Source organism: Streptomyces sp. (genome assembly GCF_035563135.1).
Taxonomy (GTDB): Bacteria; Actinomycetota; Actinomycetes; order Streptomycetales; family Streptomycetaceae; genus Streptomyces.
The window spans coordinates 1-21947 of sequence record NZ_DATMVN010000162.1; the positions used below are offsets into that span (position 1 = coordinate 1).

The window sequence follows — 21947 nt, forward strand, 5'->3', positions numbered from 1 at the left end:
CGACCGAGAAGGCCCGCGTGTCCTACGGCGCCGGGACCACGCTCGACGATCTCGTCGCCACCGTCGTGAAGACCGGCTACACAGCTCGTCCCGTCGACCGCCCTGCTCCCGCGCCGCGCCCCCCGGCGTCCGAGGGGGAGCTTTCCGCCCGCGCGCCCTCGGCGGACCGGGACGGCGAAGACAACACCCTCGACGCCCTCGGCACCCGCGACACTCCCCGCACCCGCGACGCCCTCCGCGCCGGGACCGCGCATACGGCCGACGGCCCCGGTGCGGGCCCTACGGCCGAAGCCCCCGGCGCGGAACGTGTGGCCGAGGTCGAGGCCCCCGGCGCGGAACGAACGGCCGAAGAGCCCCTCGACCCCGCCGACCGTGAGGCCGACGACGCCCTCGCCGCTCTCCGGCAGCGGCTACGGGTCTCAGCGGCGCTCGCCGTGCCGGTGGTCCTGATGGCCATGGTCCCCGCCCTCCAGTTCGACAACTGGCAGTGGCTCTCCCTCACCCTCGCCGCCCCCGTCGTCGTCTGGGGCGGCCTGCCCTTCCACCGCGCCGCCTGGGCGAACCTGCGGCACGGCGCCGCGACGATGGACACCCTGGTGTCGATCGGCACACTCGCGGCCTTCTGCTGGTCGCTGTGGGCCCTGTTCCTCGGGGACGCGGGCATGCCGCAGATGCGGCACGGCTTCGATGTCACCGCTTCGGGGGCCGGGCCCTCCTCCACCATCTATCTGGAGGTGGCGGCCGGAGTCATCGGCTTCATCCTGCTGGGCCGGTATCTGGAGGCGCGGGCCAAGCGGAAGGCGGGTGCCGCCCTGCGTGCACTGCTCCGTCTCGGCGCGAAGGAGGTCACCCTCATCCGCCCGGAAGCGGAACCCGGTCGCGGGGTCACCGAGGTGCGCGTCCCCGTCGGTCGGCTCGCCGTCGGTGACCGCTTCGCCGTCCGGCCCGGCGAGAAGATCGCCACCGACGGCACCGTCGTCGAGGGCTTCTCGGCCGTCGACACCTCCATGCTCACCGGGGAGTCCCTTCCGGTGGACGCCTCCCCGGGCGACTCCGTCACCGGTGCCACCCTCAACATGTCCGGGCGGCTGGTCGTCGAGGCCACCCGCGTCGGTTCCGACACCCAGCTGGCCCGGATGTCACGGCTCGTCGAGGACGCGCAGAGCGGCAAGGCCGCCGTCCAGCGCCTCGCCGACCGGATCTCCGCGGTCTTCGTCCCCGTGGTGCTGCTGATCGCCCTGGCCACACTGGTCGTCCAGCTCCTCGCCACCGACGACATCACGGGCTCGTTCACCGCCGCCGTGGCCGTGCTGATCATCGCCTGCCCCTGCGCACTGGGCCTGGCCACTCCCACCGCCCTCATGGCCGGCACCGGCCGCGGCGCCCAGCTCGGCATCCTCATCAAGGGCCCCGAGGTCCTGGAGACCGCCCGGCGGATCGACACGGTCGTCCTCGACAAGACCGGCACGGTCACCACCGGCCGTATGACTCTCGGACGCGTCCACACCGCGCCCGGCACGGCCGAGGCCGACGTGCTCCGCCTCGCCGGGGCCCTCGAACACGCCTCCGGACACCCGGTGGCCCGCGCGGTGGCCGCCGGGGCCGCAGCCCGTACGGGTGCGGCGCTCCCCACTCCGGTGGGCTTCACCGATGCCCCCGGCCTCGGGGTACGCGGCACGGTCGAGGGTCATCGCGTCCTGGCCGGCCGGCTCCAGCTCCTCACCGAAGCCCGGATCGACCTCCCGCCCTCCCTGGCCGACGCCCTGACCGAGGCGGCGGACCAGGGCCGTACGACCGTCGTCGTGGCGTGGGACGGCCTGGCCCGGGGCGTGCTGGAGGTGGCCGACACGGTGAAGGAAGGCAGCGCGGAGGCCGTCGCCGAGCTCCGCGCGCTGGGGCTCGACCCGATTCTGCTGACGGGTGACAACCGGGCCGCGGCGGAGGCCGTCGCTCGCGCGGTCGGGATCGACGAGGTGCACGCGGAGGTCCTGCCGGAGGGCAAGGCCGAGGTCGTACGGCGCCTCCAGGCCGAGGGCCGGTCCGTGGCGATGATCGGTGACGGCGTCAACGACGCGGCGGCGCTCGCCGTGGCCGATCTGGGCCTGTCGATGGGGACCGGGACGGACGCGGCGATCGAGGCGGGCGACCTCACCCTGGTTCGTGGAGATCTCAAGGTGGCGCCTGCCGCCATCCGCCTGGCGCGGCGTACCCTGTCCACCATCAGAAGCAACCTCTTCTGGGCTTTCGGCTACAACGTGGCCGCCTTGCCTCTCGCTGCGTCCGGGCTGCTCAGCCCCATGATCGCGGGAGCGGCGATGGCGTTCTCATCGGTCTTCGTCGTGACGAACAGCCTGAGGTTGCGCTCCTTCACATAAATTCCACAAAGAGACTTAGATCACACCGATTCGAGGGTAACCATCTGCTGAGTTGGTGAGTCTAAGAGTGCGATGCCAAGGATGTCTTGGGGGACGTCCGATGGAGTGTCTTGGGGGACGCTCCTGGCGCGTGTGGGCCGGGGGACGTGCACCGGGGAGCTTTGAGCGGCCCTCCCGTGCGTACGTACCCCGGCAGTCGCACAGCAGGACCGAACTGAAGACGCACCACCTTCGCACCACCTGAAGAACAACGGGAGTTCAGGCTCCCCGCAGACGCCCGGCCGGATCCCGTGGGGGGAATCCGCTCCGGGATATGGGAAACGCCCTGTCCGTCGACCCGTGGGGGGATCGACGGCGGGGCGTTTCTCGCGTGCGCGACAGGCCGCGTTCCGGGGAGACTCCCGCCAGGACGCCGGCCGCGTTCCGGGGAGACTCCCCCGGGACGCCGAATCGCCCCGGACACCGCGCTCCGACTGGTGCGAGCGCGGTACGCGGGGCGAAGGGTGCCCGGCCGTGAGCGGCCGGGGTGCAGCAGCGGGCCTAAGGGCTTCAGCGGCCCTCGACCGGGACGAAGTCACGGAGGACCTCGCCGGTGTAGATCTGGCGCGGGCGGCCGATGCGGGATCCCGGCTCCTTGATCATCTCGTGCCACTGGGCGATCCAGCCGGGGAGCCGGCCGAGCGCGAACAGCACGGTGAACATCTCGGTCGGGAAGCCCATGGCGCGGTAGATCAGGCCCGTGTAGAAGTCCACGTTGGGGTAGAGGTTGCGCGAGACGAAGTACTCGTCGGAGAGCGCGTGCTCCTCCAGCTTGAGCGCGATGTCGAGCAGCTCGTCGGACTTGCCGAGCGACGACAGCACGTCGTGGGCGGCGGCCTTGATGATCTTGGCGCGCGGGTCGAAGGACTTGTACACCCGGTGGCCGAAGCCCATCAGGCGGACGCCGTCCTCCTTGTTCTTCACCTTCTGGATGAAGGAGTCGACGTCGCCGCCGTTGGCCTGGATGCCCTCCAGCATCTCCAGCACCGACTGGTTGGCGCCACCGTGCAGCGGGCCCCACAGGGCCGAGATGCCGGCGGAGATCGAGGCGAACATGTTCGCCTGCGAGGAGCCGACCAGGCGCACGGTGGAGGTCGAACAGTTCTGCTCGTGGTCCGCGTGCAGGATGAGCAGCTTCTCCAGCGCCGAGACCACGACCGGGTCCGGCACGTACTCCTGGGCCGGGACCGAGAACGTCATGCGCAGGAAGTTCTCGACGTAGCTGAGGTCGTTGCGCGGGTAGACGAACGGGTGACCGATCGACTTCTTGTACGCGTACGCGGCGATCGTCGGGAGCTTGGCGATCAGCCGGATCGTCGAGAGGTGGCGCTGCTCCTCGTCGAACGGGTTGTGGCTGTCCTGGTAGAAGGTGGACAGCGCACTGACGACCGAGGACAGCATGGCCATCGGGTGGGCGTCGCGCGGGAAGCCGTCGAAGAAGCGCTTGACGTCCTCGTGCAGCAGCGTGTGCTGGGTGATCTCGTTCTTGAAGGCCGACAGCTCGTCGACCTTGGGAAGGTCACCGTTGATCAGCGTGTAGGCGACCTCGAGGAACGTCGAGCTCTCGGCGAGCTGCTCGATCGGGTAGCCGCGGTACCGCAGGATGCCCTGCTCGCCGTCGAGATAGGTGATGGCGGATTTGTACGCGGCTGTGTTGCCGTATCCGCTGTCCAGCGTGACCAGGCCCGTATTGGCCCGGAGCTTCCCGATGTCGAAGCCCTTGTCACCGACGGTGCTGTCGATCACCGGGTAGGTGTACTCGTCATCGCCGTACCGCAGTACTACAGAGTTGTCGCTCTCGCTCACGTCATCCCTCACCGACGTAGTGCCTCTTCTTCGAGGTGCCCTGACTGTCTCCACCCTCCCCCATTTGGCTCAGGAGAGTGCACTCGGGGTCGTCCATTGGACCTACTGGCGGCACTGAGTGCCGTCAACTTACTCATCCTGCCCCCTGGAATCCGGTTCCGGAAGAGTTCAGTGATGTTTCCCACCGTTTTGATCGATCATTTTTTCGGGTCCGTCCCCGGCCGTCCCGCCACGGAGCCGGAAGTCCAGCGCCGTGCAGCGCTTGCCTGCGGAAACGGTGCGTACGGCCTGGCCGATCGCCTTGCGTGAACCGACCAGGACGACCAGCTTCTTTGCCCTGGTCACAGCGGTGTAGAGCAGATTGCGCTGCAGCATCATCCAGGCGCTGGTGGTGACGGGGATGACCACCGCCGGGTACTCACTGCCCTGCGAGCGGTGGATGGTCATCGCATAGGCATGGGCGAGCTCGTCCAGTTCGTCGAAGTCGTACGTGATCTCCTCCTCCTCGTCCGTGAGGACCGTCAGCTGCTGCTCGTCCGCGTCGAGGGCGGTGACGACACCGACCGTGCCGTTGAAGACCCCGTTCTCCCCCTTCTCGTAGTTGTTCCGGATCTGGGTCACCTTGTCGCCGACGCGGAAGACCCGGCCGCCGAACCGCTTCTCGGGCAGATCGGGGCGCCCTGGGGTGATGGCCTGCTGGAGCAGCCCGTTGAGATGGCCGGCGCCTGCCGGGCCGCGGTGCATCGGGGCGAGGACCTGCACGTCACGGCGGGGGTTCAGGCCGAACTTGGCAGGGATACGGCGGGCCGCGACATCCACGGCGAGCACCCCGGCGTCCTCCGTCTCGTCCTCCACGAAGAGGAAGAAGTCGTCCAGCCCCTGGGTCAGCGGCGGCGTCCCGGAGTTGATGCGGTGGGCGTTGGTGACGACACCGGACTTCTGGGCCTGCCGGAAGATGGTGGTCAGCCGGACCGCCGGCACGGGGCCGCCCTCGGCGAGCAGGTCCTGCAGCACCTCCCCGGCGCCGACCGAGGGCAGCTGGTCCACATCGCCGACCAGCAGGAGGTGGGCACCGGGTGCCACCGCCTTGATCAGCTTGTTGGCGAGCAGCAGATCGAGCATCGACGCCTCGTCGACGACGACCAGATCGGCGTCCAGCGGCCGGTCACGGTCGTACGCGGCGTCCCCGCCGGGCTTCAGCTCCAGCAGCCGGTGCACGGTGGACGCCTCGGCGCCGGTCAGCTCCGAGAGCCGCTTGGCGGCCCGTCCGGTGGGAGCGGCCAGCACCACCTTGGCGTTCTTGGCGCGGGCCAGCTCGACGACGGAGCGGACGGTGAACGACTTCCCGCAGCCGGGGCCGCCGGTGAGGACGGCCACCTTCCTGCTGAGCGCGAGCCGGACGGCCGCCTCCTGCTCGGGGGCCAGGTCGGCTCCCGTACGCCGCGCGAGCCAGGCCAGCGCCTTCTCCCAGTCGACGTCCTGGAAGCCCGGCATCCGGTCCTCCGGTGTACGCAGCAGGCGCTGCACCTGGGCGGCCAGGGAGATCTCGGCGCGGTGGAAGGGGACCAGGTACACGGCGGTGACCGGCTGCCCGTCCTCGGGCCCCGGCACCTTCTCCCGTACGACGCCTTCAGGATCCTCCGCGAGTTCGGCCAGGCAGTCGATGACGAGCCCGGTGTCGACCTGGAGCAGCTTCACCCCGTCGGCGATCAGCCGCTCCTCGGGGAGGAAGCAGTGTCCCTGGTCCGTGGACTGCGACAGGGCGTACTGGAGTCCGGCCTTGACCCGCTCGGGGCTGTCGTGCGGAATCCCGACGGCCTGGGCGATGCGGTCGGCGGTGAGGAACCCGATGCCCCAGACGTCGGCGGCCAGCCGGTAGGGCTGGTTCTTCACGACGGAGATCGACGCGTCCTCGTACTTCTTGTAGATGCGCACGGCGATGGAGGTGGACACGCCGACGGTCTGGAGGAAGACCATGACCTCCTTGATCGCCTTCTGCTCCTCCCACGCCGCGGCGATCATCTTCGTCCGCTTGGGCCCGAGTCCGGGCACCTCGACGAGCCGCGCGGGCTGCTGCTCGATGATGTCCAGGGTGTCCACGCCGAAGTGGGTGGTGATGCGGTCGGCCATGACCGGCCCGATGCCCTTGATCAGGCCGGAGCCGAGGTAGCGGCGGATGCCCTGGATGGTGGCGGGCAGGACCGTCGTGTAGTTCTCGACGGTGAACTGCTTGCCGTACTGCGGATGGGAACCCCAACGCCCCTCCATCCGCAGCGACTCACCGGGCTGGGCGCCGAGCAGCGAACCGACGACGGTGAGCAGGTCGTTGCTCCCCCGCCCGGTGTCGACGCGGGCGACGGTGTAGCCGTTCTCCTCGTTGGCGTAGGTGATCCGCTCCAGGACGCCGGTCACTTCGCAGACACCTTCGCGGCTGCCCCGCTCGGCGTCAGCTCCTCCACTGGGCACAGCCCCACCTGCTCATTCGGTATACGCAGTCCCTGGGAGGCTATCGCCCGCCACCGACAGAGCGGGCTCGATCACCTTCCGCGAGGCTTCGGGCCGGCACCTGGCCGATCCGGGCCGCACGGCCCGCCTGGCTCCGCACCGGACGCTCCCTCTTACGGACTGTTCAGGGGCACGTGGAAGCCCCGCCGCACACCACGGGGGGGGTGCACGACGGGGCCGGTCGGCCACGCCCTCACCGCACGGGTTTCCCGGTGCGGCATCCCAGTCAAGGGGCGGACCGGGGCGAGTGCCTGAGCACGTCAGCTCAGACGGAGTACGTCCTACTCCTGCACAGGGCTTGTCCGGTCGGGAGCGTCGCCGTCCGATCCGCTGGACTGTCCTGCTCTCCGTCGTCCAGCGGGCCGGGGTCTACTCGTGACGGGTCACGCGGGCATGGTCGGTGTACTCGCGCCGGAACAGGTGGTGCCCGGTCCGACCGGTGTGCCGGAGAGCCCAGTCCTGGGCATCGTCCGGGTCGCCCCGGGGCCCGGAGTCCTCACCGCATTCCGCTGTCACGCAGAAGAGCTGTGCCGTGATCCCGCCGTCCGGCACGTGCGTGATGGTGTGGTCCACGAAACGCATCACCGTGCGGGTCATCAGTGCCCCTCCGGGTGCCGCCGCATGTAGACGTTGCAGTCGGTCACGGTCGTCATGTCGCCACCGGCGCGGGCCCAGTCCCGGACCTTGGCAAGTTCGGTGCACCCGGCGCAGCCCTCAACCGGCGCCGACTCCAACTGGTCTTGTCTCATCGGTAGTTCAACCGGATCACTCGGGTAGGTCTTCGTCTCGCTCACGTCCAACCCCCTGCATCGCTTCCCCGTCATCTGTCATCGGATGAGCAGTCAACGACCGTGAAGGGGCCACGCTCCACAAGCTTGCACAGACTTGCACGCTGATTCGGCACAGGTGGTCTTGACTGTCCGCGCTGTGGCAGAAGGATGGTCATGCAAGTTCAGGCAAACTGCGCACGGAATGAGGCTGACATGACGCTACGGTTCGTCGGGATCGAGCCGAACACCGATCAGGACCACTGACCTACCGTCTGGGCCGACGAAGAGACGGGAGAACTGGTGATGCAGAGCCGGAAGGCCAGTCCTGAGCTCCGCACGGCCTGCGAGTCGAACACTCCAGCCAACGGGTCAATCCCGGGCAGCGAAGAAGTCATCAGGATTCCGGCGCGCATGGTGCCGATGATCCGGAAAGCGTGCGATGCAGTCGAGCGTTCCGCCATTCAGTGAGCTACTGGCCGACACTCGCGAATCCGTCATTCATCTGGAAATACGAGATAATTACGGCACCAACCCGCGGCTGGAAGCATGGCAGCGCGGGGAACGCGTCGGCTGGAATGACCGCGAATCCTGGTGGCATCCATTCCACCAAACCATTGCGGACGCTGTCGCCAGGGGCGTAGTTATCCGGCGGGCACGCATGGTATCGGAACCCGTCAGCGAGTACATCCGTTGGGAGCACGACGCGACGCAAGCCAACACCGTCGCCGGGGAGAAAGTCCGGTGGCTTCCACGGAGCCAGGCAACAGGGTTCCTGGTGCCGGCCAATGACTTCTGGATCTTCGACGGCAACCTGCTCCGGGTGCACCACTTCGCGGGGGACGGAAGCCACGTCGTAGATGAACTCAGCAAAAATGCCGAGGCGTTGAAACTCTACACTTCGGCATTTGAGACCATCTGGCAGCGAGCAATCCCACACGACCAGTACATCATCTGAGCGCAACCGGACAGCCAACTTATGCCACCTCCTTCGTCCAGAGCCCAAGAGGCCAGGGAAGCCGTAGCCGTTCGGCTCCGGGAAATGAGGCTTGACGCAGGAATCACGGGGCGCGAGTTGGCTGTCCGGTGCGGATGGAGCGAGTCCAAGTCATCACGCATCGAGCACGCCAAGACTCCACCCAGCGACGCGGACATAAGAGCCTGGTGCGCAGCGTGCGACGCATCAGAACAAGCTGATGACTTGATTGCCGCCAACCGGCAAGCGGATTCAATGCATGTCCAGTGGAAGCGGCTACAGAGAACAGGTCTGAGACGACTACAGGAGTCGGGCGTACCGCTCTACGAGCAGACCCGGCAATTCCATGTCTACTGCTCCAATGTCGTCCCCGGATTCTTTCAGACTCCCGGTTACGCAACCGCCTTGCTGACTTCCATCGCACAGTTTCGCGGGACACCGGACGATGTATCGGACGCTGTGTCGGCACGAATGGAACGGTCACACGTCATCCGCGAAGGTGATCATCGATTCGCGGTACTGGTTGAGGAATCAGTGTTGCGTTACCGGATCGGCAGCGCCGAAGTAATGGCCGCTCAACTAGGTCACCTGCTGTCGGTCATGGCGCTCCCGTCAATCTCACTGGGCATCATTCCGTTCACGGCGCCCCGGCAAGCGTGGCCGCTAGAAACGTTCACCATCTTTGACCGTCAGCGTGTCCACGTAGAAACCCTGTCGGCGGCCATCAAGGAAACTCAGCCCAGTGACGTTGCGCTGTACCTCAAGGCGTTCGGGAACTTGAAGGGAGTTGCCGCCTACGGCGGGGAAGCCCGTTCACTCATCACAGCGGCTATTGATGCCGTGGGCTGACACACAGGAAGCCCCGACAGCCCCCCAGCGCGGGCGGTCGATCAGGGGCAGGGTTCAGAAGTGCTCCGGGCGGTCGCAGACGACGCCCAGGGCGAACCGGTCCGGGGCCGCACCGGCTTCAGCTTGGAACAACTTCCCGAAGAGCGGCCACGCCGAGTGAGCGGGCTGATCAGCGTTGAGGTTCACGCCCCGCACTTGGCGAGTGGATTGCCTACCTGCCGTGACCTGCGGCGCTTTGTTCATGCCCGCGCTGGAGCGCGAGGGTTTCCCGTGTCCGCCGACCTGCGTGGATGCTGCCCTTCCGGGCCCTCCCAGAACCGCGTGTCTCATGCGTTCGGAGACCCGGAGGGCAATGAATTCTGTATTCTCCGCAGCGAGACCGACCGTGCAGCCATGCCTTCCTGAGGCTCACACGCACGGCGGTGTTGGACATGTGGCCGACGGTACCGGGCGGGCTGACAGTTCGCGGCTCACCCTTGACTGCACCCATTGGTACCATAAATGGTACCAATGGGTGCACGCGGAAGAGAGACGGCATGTCGATGACGGGCAGCGAAGCCAGGAAGCACCTCTTCCCGCTGATCGAGAAGGTCAACGAGGATCATGCCCCCGTGCACATCACTTCCCGCAAGGGAAATGCGGTCCTCATGTCCGAGGAGGACTTTGCCTCCTGGCAGGAAACGATCTATCTGATGCGCTCTCCGGCCAACGCCCGTCGGCTTCTGGAGTCCATCGCAGAGGTCGAGGCCGGCGAAACGGAGTACCACGAGCTCGTGGACCTCCCGCACGACACGGACGACAAGGTCTCGCATGTCACAGCCCCTTGGGCTGTTGGCCATGCCCCGGGACGGATCAAGGCGGGTACCAGCCGCCTCCGTCGCCGGGGTTCTGTCTGGGCTGACACTACCTAGACTTGTCTACCTTCCTCTATTGACGTACAGAGACCTGGCCGGACGTACGCCCTTGTCCAGGCTGGTGGGATGCCCGAAATCGACCACGAGTCACCCACGCCGGTGTACCAGCAGATTGCTGCCTTGATCGCTCAGGAGATTGAGAGCGGCGCCCTTCCGGTGAACCGGAAGATCCCCTCAGAGGCGGCCCTGACTCAGCGCTTCGGCGTGGCCCGGGAAACCGCCCGCAACGCGGTCAGGCACCTTCGGGAAGAGGGCTGGGTGTTCACGATGCCCCAGCGCGGCACCTATGTGGCGGAACGGCCCCCGAAGACAGAGGGCGGCAGCGAAGAGGGCTGAGAGGCCCCGCCCACGCGCCACGGAGGCAGCACACGGACGGGGCCGGGGTTGTGACACCCTCACCGCTCCGGGGAGCGGCACCCCGCATACGAGGGCGGACCGGAGCGGGAACCTGCGCACGTCAACGCAGACGGGACACGTCCTGTCCCTGTTCGGGGCTGGTCCGGTCGGGAGTGCCACGGTCCGGCACGGTGAGCGTTCGGACGGGATACTGCCCGCCGTGCCAGGTCTGTGGGTCAGGCGAGATCTTCGGCCATGCGCCGGAGCGGCCCGACCAATTCGGGGTGGTCGCCCCGGGAAGCCGACTGCATGAGTTCCGTGATCACGATGATCCGAGCGACTCGCCCCGCCTCCGTGCCGAGAACGGGGAAGGTCTCCCGTACCCGTTCCGCGAAGGCGGGGGCCAGCAACGAGTACGCCCACAACATGGCCGGGTCGTAACCGACCGGCGCCGTTCCGAAGCCCTCCCAGTCCAACAGGTAGGGCGTACGGCTCGTCAGGTTGGCCGGCTGCAAGTCCCCGTGAGCCGTCTCCCACTCGGTCACCTGGGGCGCGGGCAGGTTGAGGAACCGGGGGACACTGCGGTCAACCCACTCCTGGCGAACGGCCACGCGGTCCGTCACGGCCTTCGCCACGGTACTGAGATCCGCGCGGAGCGATTCCCACCACGAGTCAGGGGGAATCACCGCGTCCGGACCCAGCACCGGCAACGGTGAGCAGACATCTTCGGGGATGTACTGGCTCAGCTCCGCCCGGTAGGCGTAACCGCCCCTCGCTTCCCCCGCAGACTCGTACAAGGCGGGTTTCGTAACCGTAGCGTCGAAGTATTCGGCTGCCAGGGCGTTACCCTCCCAGATCTTCCCCATGGCCTTGTCCTCCGGGGCGGACACGAGCCGGAGCCAACACCGCCCGAACCTCGTACAGCGGACACCGGCGCTCAGGGTGCGCCCGAACCACCCCCAGACCATTGGGCCGTCCACCCTGGCGCCCAGCTCGTCCACGGCCCGGCTGAACGCCTCCGTCATCCGCTGTCGGTCGGCCGGGTCAGTCGGAGGCGAGTACATCGAGCACCTTTCGGAGCGTGGCGACCGGGACCGGCGGCTCAGCGAGCGCCGTACGGGACTCGTGCCAGTGTGCCGACTCCGACGCGGACAGAAGAACCCGCGTCACCCCTGGGCATGACGCCACGGCCAGAAGACAGGCTTGGGGGACGTTGAGGTCCGGGTGGATCAGCTCCGTCAGTTCCCGGGTCGCCAGTTCGTTCAGCTCCCCGCCGAAGAGGGGTGCCGACGCGAACACGTCCCATCCCCGTTCGGCTGCCTGAGCAATCGGTCCCCGGTTGTCCAGGGCTTGGGTGAAGGCGTTGGCGGTCACGAGCGAGACAGGGAGCTGTACGGCGCGAAGGTGGTGGTACTCCGATCCGGCGGCAAGGGTGGCCATGCGGTCCAGGTTCGGGACGGAGAGCGCTCCGTTGTCGAATCCGTCCCAGGTGGCCACCCCGTACGCGTCCAGCGTGCCCGTTCCGACTTGCTCCTCCAACGCGGTGAAGGCACGAAGGAGGGCTTCGTCGGGGTCGCCGGCGGAGCGCTCCGGGTTGTGGGCGAAGACCATGTCGAGGCGGGGACGCCTCAACTGGGCCCGGTTCCGGTCGCACTGCCAGTGAACGAAGCGGGTGGTGAGGCAGTGGCCACGGGCGGCTTCGGAGGCGCTGAGCGCTCCGGCCGTGATTGCCATGGTGCCGGTCCCTTGAGCCACGAAGCCCACCTTCGTGGAAACCCTGACCATGCGGTCCCTCAGGGCCGGGGCCAGAAGGGTTTGGGCCCGGCCCCCCAGGTAGTTGGGGGCCGTGTCCACCCACGCGGTCCGAGGGTCCTCCGCAGCACGGAGAACGGCCTCACGGATGGCCGGAGGTCGGATGCGGTAGGTACCCAGCCCCAGGGGCGCCGGGGTCTCGGAAGTCACGTGCCGCCCCCTTCGACCGTGACCGCCTGGCCGTGGACCAACTCCGCTACCACTACGGCCGCATCGTCCAACGAGACCTGGGCCGTGGCTGCCAGCTCCCCCAGGGTGACCGCGTCCGGCACGGCGGAGATCAGGCGCCGCAGAAGTGGGCCGGCTGCCGGGGCCATGTCCCACTCGGCGCCGCACGCTCGGAAGAGGACCCCGCCGTCCGCGTCCTCACAAAACGCGCGAGCCGTGGTGAGTCTGACCCGTAGCTCTGAAAGCGCCGGGACGCTGCCGATGTGGGGGAGGCTGGGTCGCATCCGGGTCACGTCTTCGGCGTCTCGTACACCCATGTACCGGGCCAAGACGCCCGGGTCCTCAAGGGCGGCCGCCACTTCCTTCGTCAGCCGTTCCAGGTAGTCCGCCTGTTCCTCCGGCGGGGCGAGGACGGGAAGGTCCAGCCGGAACACTTCCTTGCGGCGCAGCTCGTCAGAGAGCCAGGACACGAGCTGTGCGCCGGTGGTCGTCTGGATACCAAACGTCAGGTGGAGAGAGTGCTCCCCTTCGGACGCGGCAACCGAGTGCCACCACCCACGCGGGAGGTAGAGGAGATCTCCGGGCTCCATGACGATCTCGGTGAGCGGCTTCTCCGGCGGGTCCTCCGGCTCTTCCGTGTCCTTGTACATGGGCGCGGTGCGGGTGGGCCCGTAGATCTTCCACCGCTTCGAGCCGTCCACCTGGGCCACCACAACATCATGGTCGTCCCAGTGGACTCCGAAGCCTTCCCGGGCGGTCCACGACGCGTACAGATTGGCTTGGACCCCTGTCCGGAGCCACTGTTCCAGCTCCATGGCCGCACGGCCCACGACGGGGTGGAGTTCGTCCACGGCGTCGATGACGAGCGAGGCACCTTCGGTCAGGCGCGCGTGAAGTTCCGCCGGGTGAAGGCGCTGCCAGACGGTGTGTCGGCGGGTCGTGACGGGGGCGCTGTACCGGTATTGCGGCAGCATTTCCCCCTCTGCGGAGAGGCGGAGCCGGGGCGGGTCCAGCCGATGAGTGGCGAGGATGTTGTTGAGGTCATCCCAGGTGATCAGGTCACCCGGGGCCGGGAGCGCACCCGGCACGTGGCGGTAGTGGCGGTGAAGCACCTGGGCCAGGAACTCTTCCCGGCCCAGGTGCGCCGCCAGGTTCAGCGGCAACAACGGATGACCTCCGGGTCAGTCGTTGCTGTCGGTGCGACCGGTACCGCCACCGTCGGACGGGGTGACGCCCCGCTCACGGGCGGAACCGATGGCGCGCTTGGCCCGGACGAGACCGGACCCCTGGGTCTGGCCTCCCGCAGTGGCGGGGGCGTTGTTGCTCTCCATACCGCGTACCTCCTTGTTGTCGTGCCTTTCGAAGACCCGCGTCCTGTCGGCGGGTCCGTGGTGCCCCGCCCCCTCCGGTTCTTCCTGTGGCCGTGAGGGAGCCGTCCGGTGCAACCGGCGAGGGCGGGAGTCTCATTCGGTCGGGATGGCCAGACACAGCAGGCAGGTGATCGGCCGCAACCATTCGGTGGCCTTGCCGCACTCCCGCCCGGCCTCACAGGCGGAGAGGAGATACGGCTCGCCCTTGTCGTACTCAGTGATGAGCTTGTGGACGGTGAGCATGTCGTCCCCGACCGTGCCCGCCTTCGTCTTCGTGTCGTCGTCCACCGTGGTCCAGCTCCTCATGCCAGTCCCCTTCGCTGTTGCGCGTGGAGCCTGCCGACCGCCACGAGTTGACGTTGTTCCCACGGAGACGCCGGGCGGATTCGGCAGAAGTGGACGCGCCACGTCAGACCGGTGGGCCGATCCACCTCGACAAAGGATCCGTTCCTCCCCCGCACCGTGGCAGGCATGTCGCGGTCCTTGTCGAACACCACCGCGCCAAGGGCGACTTCGCCGGCGCTCTTGAACGGGGCCGGAGCCGGGGGCTTGAGGCGGCGGGCCCCGCGGACTTCCGCCCTCACCACTCCGTCACCTGGTGATCCGTGTTCCGGCGGTGCGGGTGTTGCCGGATCGCCTCGTCCGCCGCACGCTCACTCACGGTGCTGCCCAGACTTCGGGCCGACGCGCGGGCGGTCACGGCGGTGGTGCAGATAGTGCACCCCTCGACTCCGACAGGCTGTAACAGGGGGACGTGAAGCGCGGGAGCCGTCGCCGTGTCACTCATCTACAAGCCTCCACAGTCCGGCCTGAACGTCCAGCAATGTGGACCGAGTTGCATCGCCGAGGCCGCGTGGCACCCACTCCGGGGCGAGTTGCCAGAAGCCTCCGACCGCTATGAGCTCGTCTGCGTCGTTGCGGCCCTGGGGGGTCGATTTGGCGTCCATGCCACGTGGCCCTTCGTTGCAGGCGGCTCAACCGCCTCGTGCATTTGTAACCGGGTCTGTACCCAGAGTGACCCACAAGGCGTACGCTCAACAGGCCTCAGCCCATGCCAACGCGACCGGCATAAATCAGAACCGGCAAGGCATACCGGGGAGTTGAACAGATGAGCGAAAGCACAGACCGTGAGGACGGTCCGAGGGATGCTGCCGCGTACTTCGGTGAAGAAGTCAAGGCGCTCAGGAAGTCCCTGGGGCTTTCACAAGAGGAGTTCACCACCAAGCTCAAGTACAACCAGGGGCAGGTGTCCAAGGTCGAGAACGGTACCGTGATGGCCTCTGAGCCCTTCGCCAAGGCCATGGACAGGGTTGCCGGTACGCCTGGGGTCTACCTCCGCTTACGCAACAAGCTGGCCAAGAGGGGCATCCCTGATTGGTTCGCGCCGTACGTCGAACTGGAGAAGAAGGCGGCGGTGGTGAAGATGTTCCACCCCACACTTCTGCCGGGACTCGTACAGATCCGGCCGTACGCGGAAGAGGTCTTGCGCGCCGGTCGGCCTACGGACTTCGCAGACCTGATCCGCGTTCGAATGGAGCGGCAAGAGATCCTGACGCGCGACGAAGACCCGGCGCGTCTGTGGCTGATCCTCAACGAGTCGGCGCTACGAAACCCGGTGGGCAGCCCAGAGGTCATGCGTGCGCAGCTCCGCCACCTCCACGAGCTGGCCGAGACCCCCAGGCACCGAGTCCAGATCATCCCGAAGGAGAAGATCAACAACCTAGTGGTCAGCCCCTTCGGTTTGCTCACCTTCGCGGACGGTCCCGCCGTGGCGCACGTGGATGGCTTTCCGCGCGGCTTTGTCCTGTCGGAGCCGGACGACGTGCTACAGGCCCAGGATGCCTATGATTTGTTGGTGGCCAAGGCCGCGCCGCCGGACGAGACGGCGGAGTTGATCAACTCCATTGTGAAGGACTGTTACTCATGACTCACGCCGACCGACCCGAAGCCCCAGACCGGCCCCAGACCCCTGACTGGACATCATCCAGTTTCAGCCAGAGCAACGGCGGTGAGTGCGTCCAGTGGGCGCCGAAGTACGCGAAGGCCACGGGTGAGTTCCTGATCCGTGACAGCAAGAACCCGGAGGGTCCCAGCCTCACCACCGATGCGGCAGGCTGGGCCGCCTTCGTCGCGTTCGCCGTAGAACACGGCTGAGCCCCGACCCCCGGCCCACTCACGCCCCGGCTCGAACTCTGCCGGGCAGAACGCAGAGAAGCCCCGTCACCCTTTTCAGGGCAACGGGGCTTCGTCACGTGCGGGGCGGGGGCCATGAGACGGGGATCATGGCCGTGGTTCACGCAGCGCATCTCTCCGCTTCGGCGGTCTCTCCCCAGATCATCCAGGGGTCCCGAAGGGGCGGAGGCGTCCCGTGTCCGGTGACGTGATCCATTCGTGTAGTCCAGCGGGCGTCCCAGTGTCGTACCGGTAGGCCACCACCCGGAAATGGTGCACGTCCTGACTCGCAATCCGAGGAGTACGCCCGGCTCTCGGGTCCCGAAGCTCGGGACCCGAGAGCCGGGAGCGGGCAGCTCACTCTTTCGTGGGTACGAAAAGGGGCTCGGGCCCGACGCTTGAGCTTCGGGATTCGAGGGTCGGGATGCGGGCTTCGAGGTTCGAGCGGTGTTGGTTTCCGGGAGGGAAAAGAAGGGGTTGGGTAAAACCTTCCCACCCTCCCTGCCCTGCCACGACCAGCAAGTATGACTAATCGTGAGCAACTTGCAGCGCGGCGTCACGACTGCTTACGGTGCCCTCAACGAATCGACCCCGACGCGGTGCTAGCAACACCGGCCGGGGTCTCACCCCAAGATCGAAAAGAGCGATCTCGTGGTTACCGAGCACCTTAGTCCCGCCTCGCCTGCGCCCGCAGCCTCGCGCCCGTACGCCAGGGCCCACCCCGGTTACGGCAAGCGCACCGCACCTGACCAACGCCCGCCCCGGTCCGATGACTTCGCGCTGCTGCCGGAGCGGGAGCGGTATGTCGCCGGGTACGTCGACCGGCTGCCCGAGGGTGGCGCCATGGACGTCAAGTCGCTGGCCAAGTCCTTGCCCCTGTACGGGCAGATGGCCGTGGGCAGTGCGCTGCGGGCCCTGGGTGTGGCCGGTCATCTGCGGCGCGTCCGGTGCCAGGTCGTCGGCGAGGGCGGCCAGAGCCGCTGGGTCACCCGCACCTTCTGGTCCCGCACCGCCCATGACAGCGAGTGGTGGGACACCTTCACCCGGACCGGAGCCGACAGCCGTCCGGCCACCCCGGCGCCCCGGCCGGACGGAGCCCAGCGGGCGGAACCTCCGCAGCCCGCTCCCGCGCCGCCCCCGCCCCTCGTGCCCGAGCAGCGGACAGCCCCGGCGAAGAGCCCGGCCGGCCTCTCGCCCGCCTACGTCACCCTCGCCCGACTCGGCCGTACCGAGCCCCGGCTGGCCCTGTCCGCCGCCGACTGCGCGGTGCTCGAAGGACTGGCCGCCGCATGGCTGGACCGGGGCGTGAGCACGGACTACCTCACCCAGGCCCTCATCGCCGGACTGCCCACGCAGCAGATCGGCTCCCCCGTCGGGTTCGTACGCCGTCGACTCACCGACAAGATCCCGGCCCAACTGCCAGGAGCGGCGGCAGAGAACGACTCCGACAAGCCCGTTCGCCGCATCATGATGGAGTGCACCGAATGCGGTGTGCCCGGACCGCCCGAAGCCCTGCCCGACGGCCTCTGCCGCTCCTGCCGCACGTCCTGCCCTGACTCCACGCCGGCCGCCCCCGCCGAAGCGCCCGCCGGACGGGACGTCCACGCGCTCGTCGGCAGCCTCCGCAACCTGATGCAGGCCCCCTGACCGAGGGCGCCCCGCCACCACGCAGGTTCCGCTCGGCTCAGGCCCGTGAGAGGAATGACTCGCGCAGAGCTGGGTCGCGCAGCAGGTCGAGCGTCTCTTCCTCACCGTCGAAGAGCAGGGCGGCCGCTGGGTGTTCCGACTGGTGGAACATCCCGACCAGCACATCGGCGAGAGGGCGGTTCCACGCGACCCGCACGACTTCGGCCGCCTTGTCGTGCTGTCCCCGGTCGGTGGCGATGCGCCACAGCTCGACCGACTGTTTGGCTGTGCCGTAGGCAGTCCTGCGGCCTTCGACGAGAACCGCCCGCTTGTTGAGGCCGAACACATCGATGCACGCCTCGCCCTGGTCCGTGAGCCCTTTGTACGTGCACAGGGGCAGAACTAACCGAAGGTGGCTCAACGGATCCTGGAGCGTGGGGTCCAGGAGTAGCGGGCCGCCGTCCTTGCGCGAGCGCGGGAAATGGTTCCGCTTCTGATTGCTGTTGCAGTAGGAGCAGGCCAGGAGATGGTTGAGCCAGTCGAAGGTACGGAGAGGCGCGAGGCTCTTCGGCTCGAAGTGGTCGATGTCCGTGCCCTGGCTGTCGCCGCAGTACATGCAGCGCTCATGCCCGGGAGCCATACCTGCGAGGGTGGCGAGGAGTTCGTCGCGCACCCGGCGCCGTACGGTCGTGTTGCCCCAGAGGTCCGCGGCCGTGGCCTTCCGGTCCGGTTCAGCCGCCTGGGCGATCTGCTGCGTGTACGTCTTGAGGTGTGCCGCTGTCTCCGGAGGCAGTTCGCCGCGCCTCAGCCGGATCATTCCGCTGCTCCCCCCTTTCCATCCTCGATCTCGTCGGCGATTCGCTGGAGCCTGGCCGAGGTCTCGTGAACACGGGCGGTGGGTGAGCTGCTGAGACGCTCCTTGAGCTCCTTGTACCTCATGACGGTCCCGGGCGAGGTGTCTCCGCCATACACCTTGGCCTCCAGGGCCACGAACTCCGACCGGAGTTGCTCCGCACGCATCGAATAAGGGGTGTCGAGACCGAAGAGTTCGGAAAGCACCGCGTCGTCCCCGCTCCCGTAGACCACACGCTCGTACAGGTCCTCGGGAACAACCTCGGGCAAGGCATCCTCATCCACACCCGGCAGGCGGATCAGCCCACCAGGGTCGGCCGCCTGGCAGATGTACGGGCTGTGTGTCGTCACGATGAACTGGATGTGAGGGAAGTGAGCGGTCAGCCAGGGGCCGATGCGGCGCTGCCAGGAAACATGGAGGTGAGCGTCGATCTCGTCGATGATCACAACGCCGGGAACCTGGAGAGGACTCGGCCTTTCGTCGTCCACTGCGAAGGCGGCGTCACCGAACGCGTCGTGGATCTGCTTCAGCAGGTCCACCACCAGCGCAGCCACAGTACGGAAGCCGTCGCTCATCTCCCGGAGAGGAAAGCGGTGGCCGTCGCGCATGACCCACAGTCCCTCGGAGTCGACTTCCTCGACGCGATAGCCGTCCGGGAGAAGCCCGTCCCCCAGCACGGAGAGCGCCGCTTTCTTGAGCGCTGCGGCACCCTCACGGCCTTCGAGGGCGCGCAGGTGCTGTTCGATCAGCCATGCGACCCCTTCGGCCAAGGAAGCGTCCTCGTGGAACAGGCTCGCCTGCCGAGCCACGGGCCCCGAGGCCAGCATCAGCCGCTGCACCTCACCCGACCCCCCAGCCATTCGCCGGAACGGACCGTAGGCAGCGCAGAACCAGCCGGCCGGGTTGTCAGCCCACGGCCCGCGCTGAGCGGGGCTTGCGTTCTTGGCTGTGGAATACCTGCGCTCGGTCAGAGCCGGCTGGGCGCCCTTCCGTCCTCCGCTTCCTTCGGCAGGCGCGGTCCACTGCAAGCCCACCCAGAAACTGTTCTGAGGGGTGCGTCCCGAGGCGGTGAACTTGTCAGCGGCCGTGTCCCTGACGATCTTTGCCAGGGCGCTGCCCTCGGCCGATCCTCGGGTGATCCAGTTTTCGAAGCCTTGGACCAGACCCCGCGCGGGCACCGGCCCGCTCAGCGCCAAGGCCAGAGCCCTCAGCAACGTCGTCTTCCCGGCCCCGTTACGGCCCGCGAGAACCGTCCAGCCGGCGTGCGAGCCGTCCGGGCGGGTCAGTGTCAGGTCGACGGTACGCGGGCCGTGGAACGACTTGATGTTCTCGATGAACACCCGGGAGACGTACATGGATGCCAGTTCCGTCCGGTATGAGAAAGAGACTATGCCGGTTCCGCGTCGGCCGGGACTTCGCCGCCCTGCGCCTCCGCTGTCGTCAGGCTCCTGCACCGCCCGGCCTCAAACGATACGTGTCGAGCTCACCATCAAACAATTCAGTCCTGGTAGGAAGCCACCATCCGGTGCGCGTACCCGCCCGCCGGTTCGATTTCATGAGCCGTTCGGCGGGCCTCCTGGGTGCGGCCCGTCTCACACTGCCGTCGGACGAGGACGTACAGGGCGTCGGCGGCACCCGCTCCGGCGCGGTCACGCAGTGCCGATTCCATCCCGCACCGACCGAGCGACCTGTTGAGCACCCGACGCGCGTGGATGTCCGTGAGCGCCAGTTCCATGAGCTCCGTGAGCCGTTGCGCGCGGAACAGCAGGCCCATGTGCCACAGATGGCTGTCGTGCTCCTCGGAGTCCCCGTAACACATGGCGTGGGCGCTGACCAAGGTGATGGCCGTGTCCCAGTCCTGCAGTTCTTCCGCTGCCTCGGCCTGCTCCCTCCACTCCATGGAGCCAGTGTCGCCATACGGAACGACCCGCGTCCCCCTCGCGCGTGGAGCGGCCGCAAGAACACACCGGAACCCCGGTCGGCCCTACGACAGGCGGTGACACTCGGCGTTACCGTCCGGGCATGGCAACCGAGCGCTTTTCGATCAGTATGTCCGCCGAAATTCGTGACCGGATCAAAGAACACGCCGCTGACGCCGGACTCGACGTCTCCACATTCCTGACCATCGCCGCGCAAGCACTGACGGACCAGCAGGATCGCGTCAGGAAGACCTTCGAATCGTACGAGGAAGACCACGCGGAAGCCGAGGAGCAGGCAACTACCGGCACCTGGGCGGGCGACGGGGTCGAGCTGAGCAGGCGGGAGCAGACGGAGGTCGAGACGATCCTCGGCCGTCTGTCCAAGGGTGAGGCCACCGCGTGAACGTGGTCGTCCACGATCGGGATTCGGGCGCTCGTGGCGTCCAGCACCGGTCCGGGCGGCGCTCCGGCGTGGTCCGCGTCCTCCGGGGCCAGGGCCGGAGAGCCCCCCGGTGGCAGCCAGGGGGATCCGCCTTACGGGCCGAAGCCCGGTGGTCATACCGTGAGCTTCACGGCCTCGAACCAGCTCTCGTTGTCGACGGTGCCGACGAACATGTACTCGGGTCGGCTGTTCTTGCAGTACTGCGGGCCCCAGCTGCCGCCGCGCAACCTGGCCGAGTGGCAGACGCCGCCCTTGCCGACGTTCATGGCGAAGCCCGTCATGAACGGGGCGCCCTGCTTCGAACTGCCTATGTAGTTGTCCTTGCCGTCCGCGACGACGGCCGTCCAGCTCGGGACCCACTTGGCGTTGCCGCTCGTCGAACCCTGGTCGTGCAGCAGGGCGTTGGCGGAGGAGCCGCCGACGTTCCACACCGCGATGTTGAGGGCCGTGATCTTCTTGCCCTGGCCCGCCGTCCCGGCCATCGTCCCGTCGCACACCGGTGCCTGCCAGCCGTTCCCGGCCACGAAGGCCCGGTAACAGATGTGCCGCCCCTCGGGGTCGGCCTTGGCGAGACTGCTCAACGCGCCGGCAGCCGTGTTCGGCGGCGCCTTCGCCGTCACCGTGGCCGTGGGCTTGCGCTCAGGCTTGACCGGCGGCGGTACCACCACCGGCTTGGGGGCCGGTGGCTCGGACGGCTTCACCTCCTCCTTCTCCTTCTCCTTCGTCCTGCTCGGACTCACGGAGGGGCTCGGTGACTTGCTGGTGTAGGTCTCCGGCTGCTCGGAGTGTTCGGCGCCCAGAACCGTTCCTGCCGCGTTCTGCGTGCGGTCCCTCTCGGGCTTGCGGTCGTCGTTTCCCGACACGAGGAACGGTACGGAGACCAGGAGCGCGCCGATGACCGCCGCCGCGGCCAGGATCGGTTTCTTCGGCCGGCTGCCGAACGGTTCGCCGGCCGTGCGCGTACCCGCGCCCGTGTCCCCACCGCCCGCTGCCGCCGCCGCTGCGAGGGCGGCTCCCG

Annotated in this window: 22 protein-coding genes and 1 pseudogene; 9 read left to right on the forward strand and 14 right to left on the reverse strand. The window is 67.8% G+C overall.

Annotation, left to right across the window (positions count from 1 at the left end):
* Positions 1–2375 (forward strand): copper-translocating P-type ATPase (locus VN520_RS06855; RefSeq protein WP_325745948.1); only part of this gene is annotated, 2375 nt, incomplete at its 5' end.
* Positions 2376–2924: 549 nt separating this feature from the next.
* Here VN520_RS06855 and VN520_RS06860 read toward each other — a convergent pair.
* The 4 genes from VN520_RS06860 to VN520_RS06875 form a co-directional block, all read right to left on the reverse strand.
* Positions 2925–4220, reverse strand: a complete 1296-nt coding sequence (locus VN520_RS06860) for a citrate synthase (RefSeq protein WP_325745949.1) — start codon at positions 4218–4220, stop codon at positions 2925–2927.
* Between the two features lie 168 nt (positions 4221–4388).
* Positions 4389–6632, reverse strand: a complete 2244-nt coding sequence (locus tag VN520_RS06865; RefSeq protein WP_325745969.1) for an ATP-dependent RecD-like DNA helicase — start codon at positions 6630–6632, stop codon at positions 4389–4391.
* A 462-nt stretch (positions 6633–7094) separates the two neighbouring features.
* A complete protein-coding gene (locus VN520_RS06870) occupies positions 7095–7322 on the reverse strand; it encodes a hypothetical protein (protein WP_325745950.1) in 228 nt (75 codons plus the stop codon).
* Positions 7322–7519 (reverse strand): hypothetical protein, encoded by a 198-nt coding sequence (locus tag VN520_RS06875; RefSeq protein ID WP_325745951.1) that lies wholly within the window; start codon positions 7517–7519, stop codon positions 7322–7324. The genes VN520_RS06870 and VN520_RS06875 overlap by 1 nt, the downstream gene beginning before the upstream one ends.
* A 415-nt stretch (positions 7520–7934) precedes the next feature.
* On the opposite strand from VN520_RS06875, the gene VN520_RS06880 reads away from it, so the two are divergent.
* Together VN520_RS06880 and VN520_RS06885 are read left to right on the forward strand one after the other, a co-directional pair.
* Entirely contained in the window at positions 7935–8450 is a 516-nt protein-coding gene (locus VN520_RS06880; protein ID WP_325745952.1) for a DUF6879 family protein, read from the forward strand.
* Between the two features lie 21 nt (positions 8451–8471).
* Positions 8472–9317 carry a helix-turn-helix transcriptional regulator gene (locus VN520_RS06885; RefSeq protein WP_325745953.1) on the forward strand — a complete coding sequence of 282 codons (846 nt, stop codon included), beginning with the start codon at positions 8472–8474 and terminating at the stop codon, positions 9315–9317.
* Positions 9318–9371: 54 nt separating this feature from the next.
* Here VN520_RS06885 and VN520_RS06890 read toward each other — a convergent pair whose 3' ends face one another.
* Entirely contained in the window at positions 9372–9503 is a 132-nt protein-coding gene (locus VN520_RS06890; protein WP_325745954.1) for a hypothetical protein, read from the reverse strand.
* A 350-nt stretch (positions 9504–9853) separates the two neighbouring features.
* Here VN520_RS06890 and VN520_RS06895 point away from each other — a divergent pair.
* Positions 9854–10096, forward strand: a pseudogene (locus VN520_RS06895) (type II toxin-antitoxin system Phd/YefM family antitoxin); the annotation flags it as partial.
* Positions 10097–10297: 201 nt separating this feature from the next.
* Complete coding sequence (locus VN520_RS06900; protein ID WP_325745955.1) at positions 10298–10567, forward strand: GntR family transcriptional regulator; 270 nt, start codon at positions 10298–10300, stop codon at positions 10565–10567.
* Positions 10568–10803: 236 nt separating this feature from the next.
* On the opposite strand, the gene VN520_RS06905 is transcribed toward VN520_RS06900, so the two are convergent.
* From VN520_RS06905 to VN520_RS06925, 5 genes are all read right to left on the reverse strand, one after another.
* Positions 10804–11592 carry a phosphotransferase gene (locus VN520_RS06905; protein ID WP_325745956.1) on the reverse strand — a complete coding sequence of 263 codons (789 nt, stop codon included), beginning with the start codon at positions 11590–11592 and terminating at the stop codon, positions 10804–10806.
* A 19-nt stretch (positions 11593–11611) separates the two neighbouring features.
* Complete coding sequence (locus VN520_RS06910; RefSeq protein WP_325745957.1) at positions 11612–12529, reverse strand: aldo/keto reductase; 918 nt, start codon at positions 12527–12529, stop codon at positions 11612–11614.
* Positions 12526–13713 (reverse strand): cupin domain-containing protein, encoded by a 1188-nt coding sequence (locus VN520_RS06915; RefSeq protein WP_325745958.1) that lies wholly within the window; start codon positions 13711–13713, stop codon positions 12526–12528. The genes VN520_RS06910 and VN520_RS06915 overlap by 4 nt, the downstream gene beginning before the upstream one ends.
* Positions 13714–13728: 15 nt before the next feature.
* On the reverse strand, positions 13729–13878 hold the full coding sequence (locus tag VN520_RS06920) for a hypothetical protein (RefSeq protein WP_325745959.1): 150 nt from the start codon (positions 13876–13878) through the stop codon (positions 13729–13731).
* Positions 13879–14010: 132 nt separating this feature from the next.
* A complete protein-coding gene (locus VN520_RS06925) occupies positions 14011–14223 on the reverse strand; it encodes a hypothetical protein (RefSeq protein ID WP_325745960.1) in 213 nt (70 codons plus the stop codon).
* 802 nt (positions 14224–15025) lie between these two features.
* Here VN520_RS06925 and VN520_RS06930 point away from each other — a divergent pair.
* The 3 genes from VN520_RS06930 (at position 15026) to VN520_RS06940 (ending at position 17736) form a co-directional block, all read left to right on the forward strand.
* Complete coding sequence (locus VN520_RS06930; RefSeq protein ID WP_325745961.1) at positions 15026–15844, forward strand: helix-turn-helix transcriptional regulator; 819 nt, start codon at positions 15026–15028, stop codon at positions 15842–15844.
* Positions 15841–16071 (forward strand): DUF397 domain-containing protein, encoded by a 231-nt coding sequence (locus tag VN520_RS06935; protein ID WP_325745962.1) that lies wholly within the window; start codon positions 15841–15843, stop codon positions 16069–16071. The genes VN520_RS06930 and VN520_RS06935 overlap by 4 nt, the downstream gene beginning before the upstream one ends.
* A gap of 669 nt (positions 16072–16740) precedes the next feature.
* Positions 16741–17736, forward strand: coding sequence for a MarR family transcriptional regulator (locus tag VN520_RS06940; RefSeq protein ID WP_325745963.1), 996 nt, complete (start codon positions 16741–16743; stop codon positions 17734–17736).
* Positions 17737–17773: 37 nt separating this feature from the next.
* On the opposite strand, the gene VN520_RS06945 is transcribed toward VN520_RS06940, so the two are convergent.
* From VN520_RS06945 to VN520_RS06955, 3 genes are all read right to left on the reverse strand, one after another.
* Positions 17774–18532, reverse strand: a complete 759-nt coding sequence (locus tag VN520_RS06945; protein WP_325745964.1) for an HNH endonuclease — start codon at positions 18530–18532, stop codon at positions 17774–17776.
* The gene (locus VN520_RS06950) at positions 18529–19923 is read right to left on the reverse strand and encodes an ATP-binding protein (protein ID WP_325745965.1); all 1395 of its coding nucleotides are present in this window, start codon (positions 19921–19923) and stop codon (positions 18529–18531) included. Before VN520_RS06950 ends, VN520_RS06945 begins: the two co-directional genes overlap by 4 nt.
* A 143-nt stretch (positions 19924–20066) precedes the next feature.
* Positions 20067–20468 (reverse strand): hypothetical protein, encoded by a 402-nt coding sequence (locus tag VN520_RS06955; protein ID WP_325745966.1) that lies wholly within the window; start codon positions 20466–20468, stop codon positions 20067–20069.
* 122 nt (positions 20469–20590) lie between these two features.
* Here VN520_RS06955 and VN520_RS06960 point away from each other — a divergent pair, with 122 nt between their 5' ends.
* The gene (locus VN520_RS06960) at positions 20591–20890 is read left to right on the forward strand and encodes a hypothetical protein (RefSeq protein ID WP_325745967.1); all 300 of its coding nucleotides are present in this window, start codon (positions 20591–20593) and stop codon (positions 20888–20890) included.
* Between the two features lie 152 nt (positions 20891–21042).
* On the opposite strand, the gene VN520_RS06965 is transcribed toward VN520_RS06960, so the two are convergent.
* Positions 21043–21947 (reverse strand): hydrogenase expression protein HypA (locus VN520_RS06965; protein WP_325745968.1); only part of this gene is annotated, 905 nt, incomplete at its 5' end.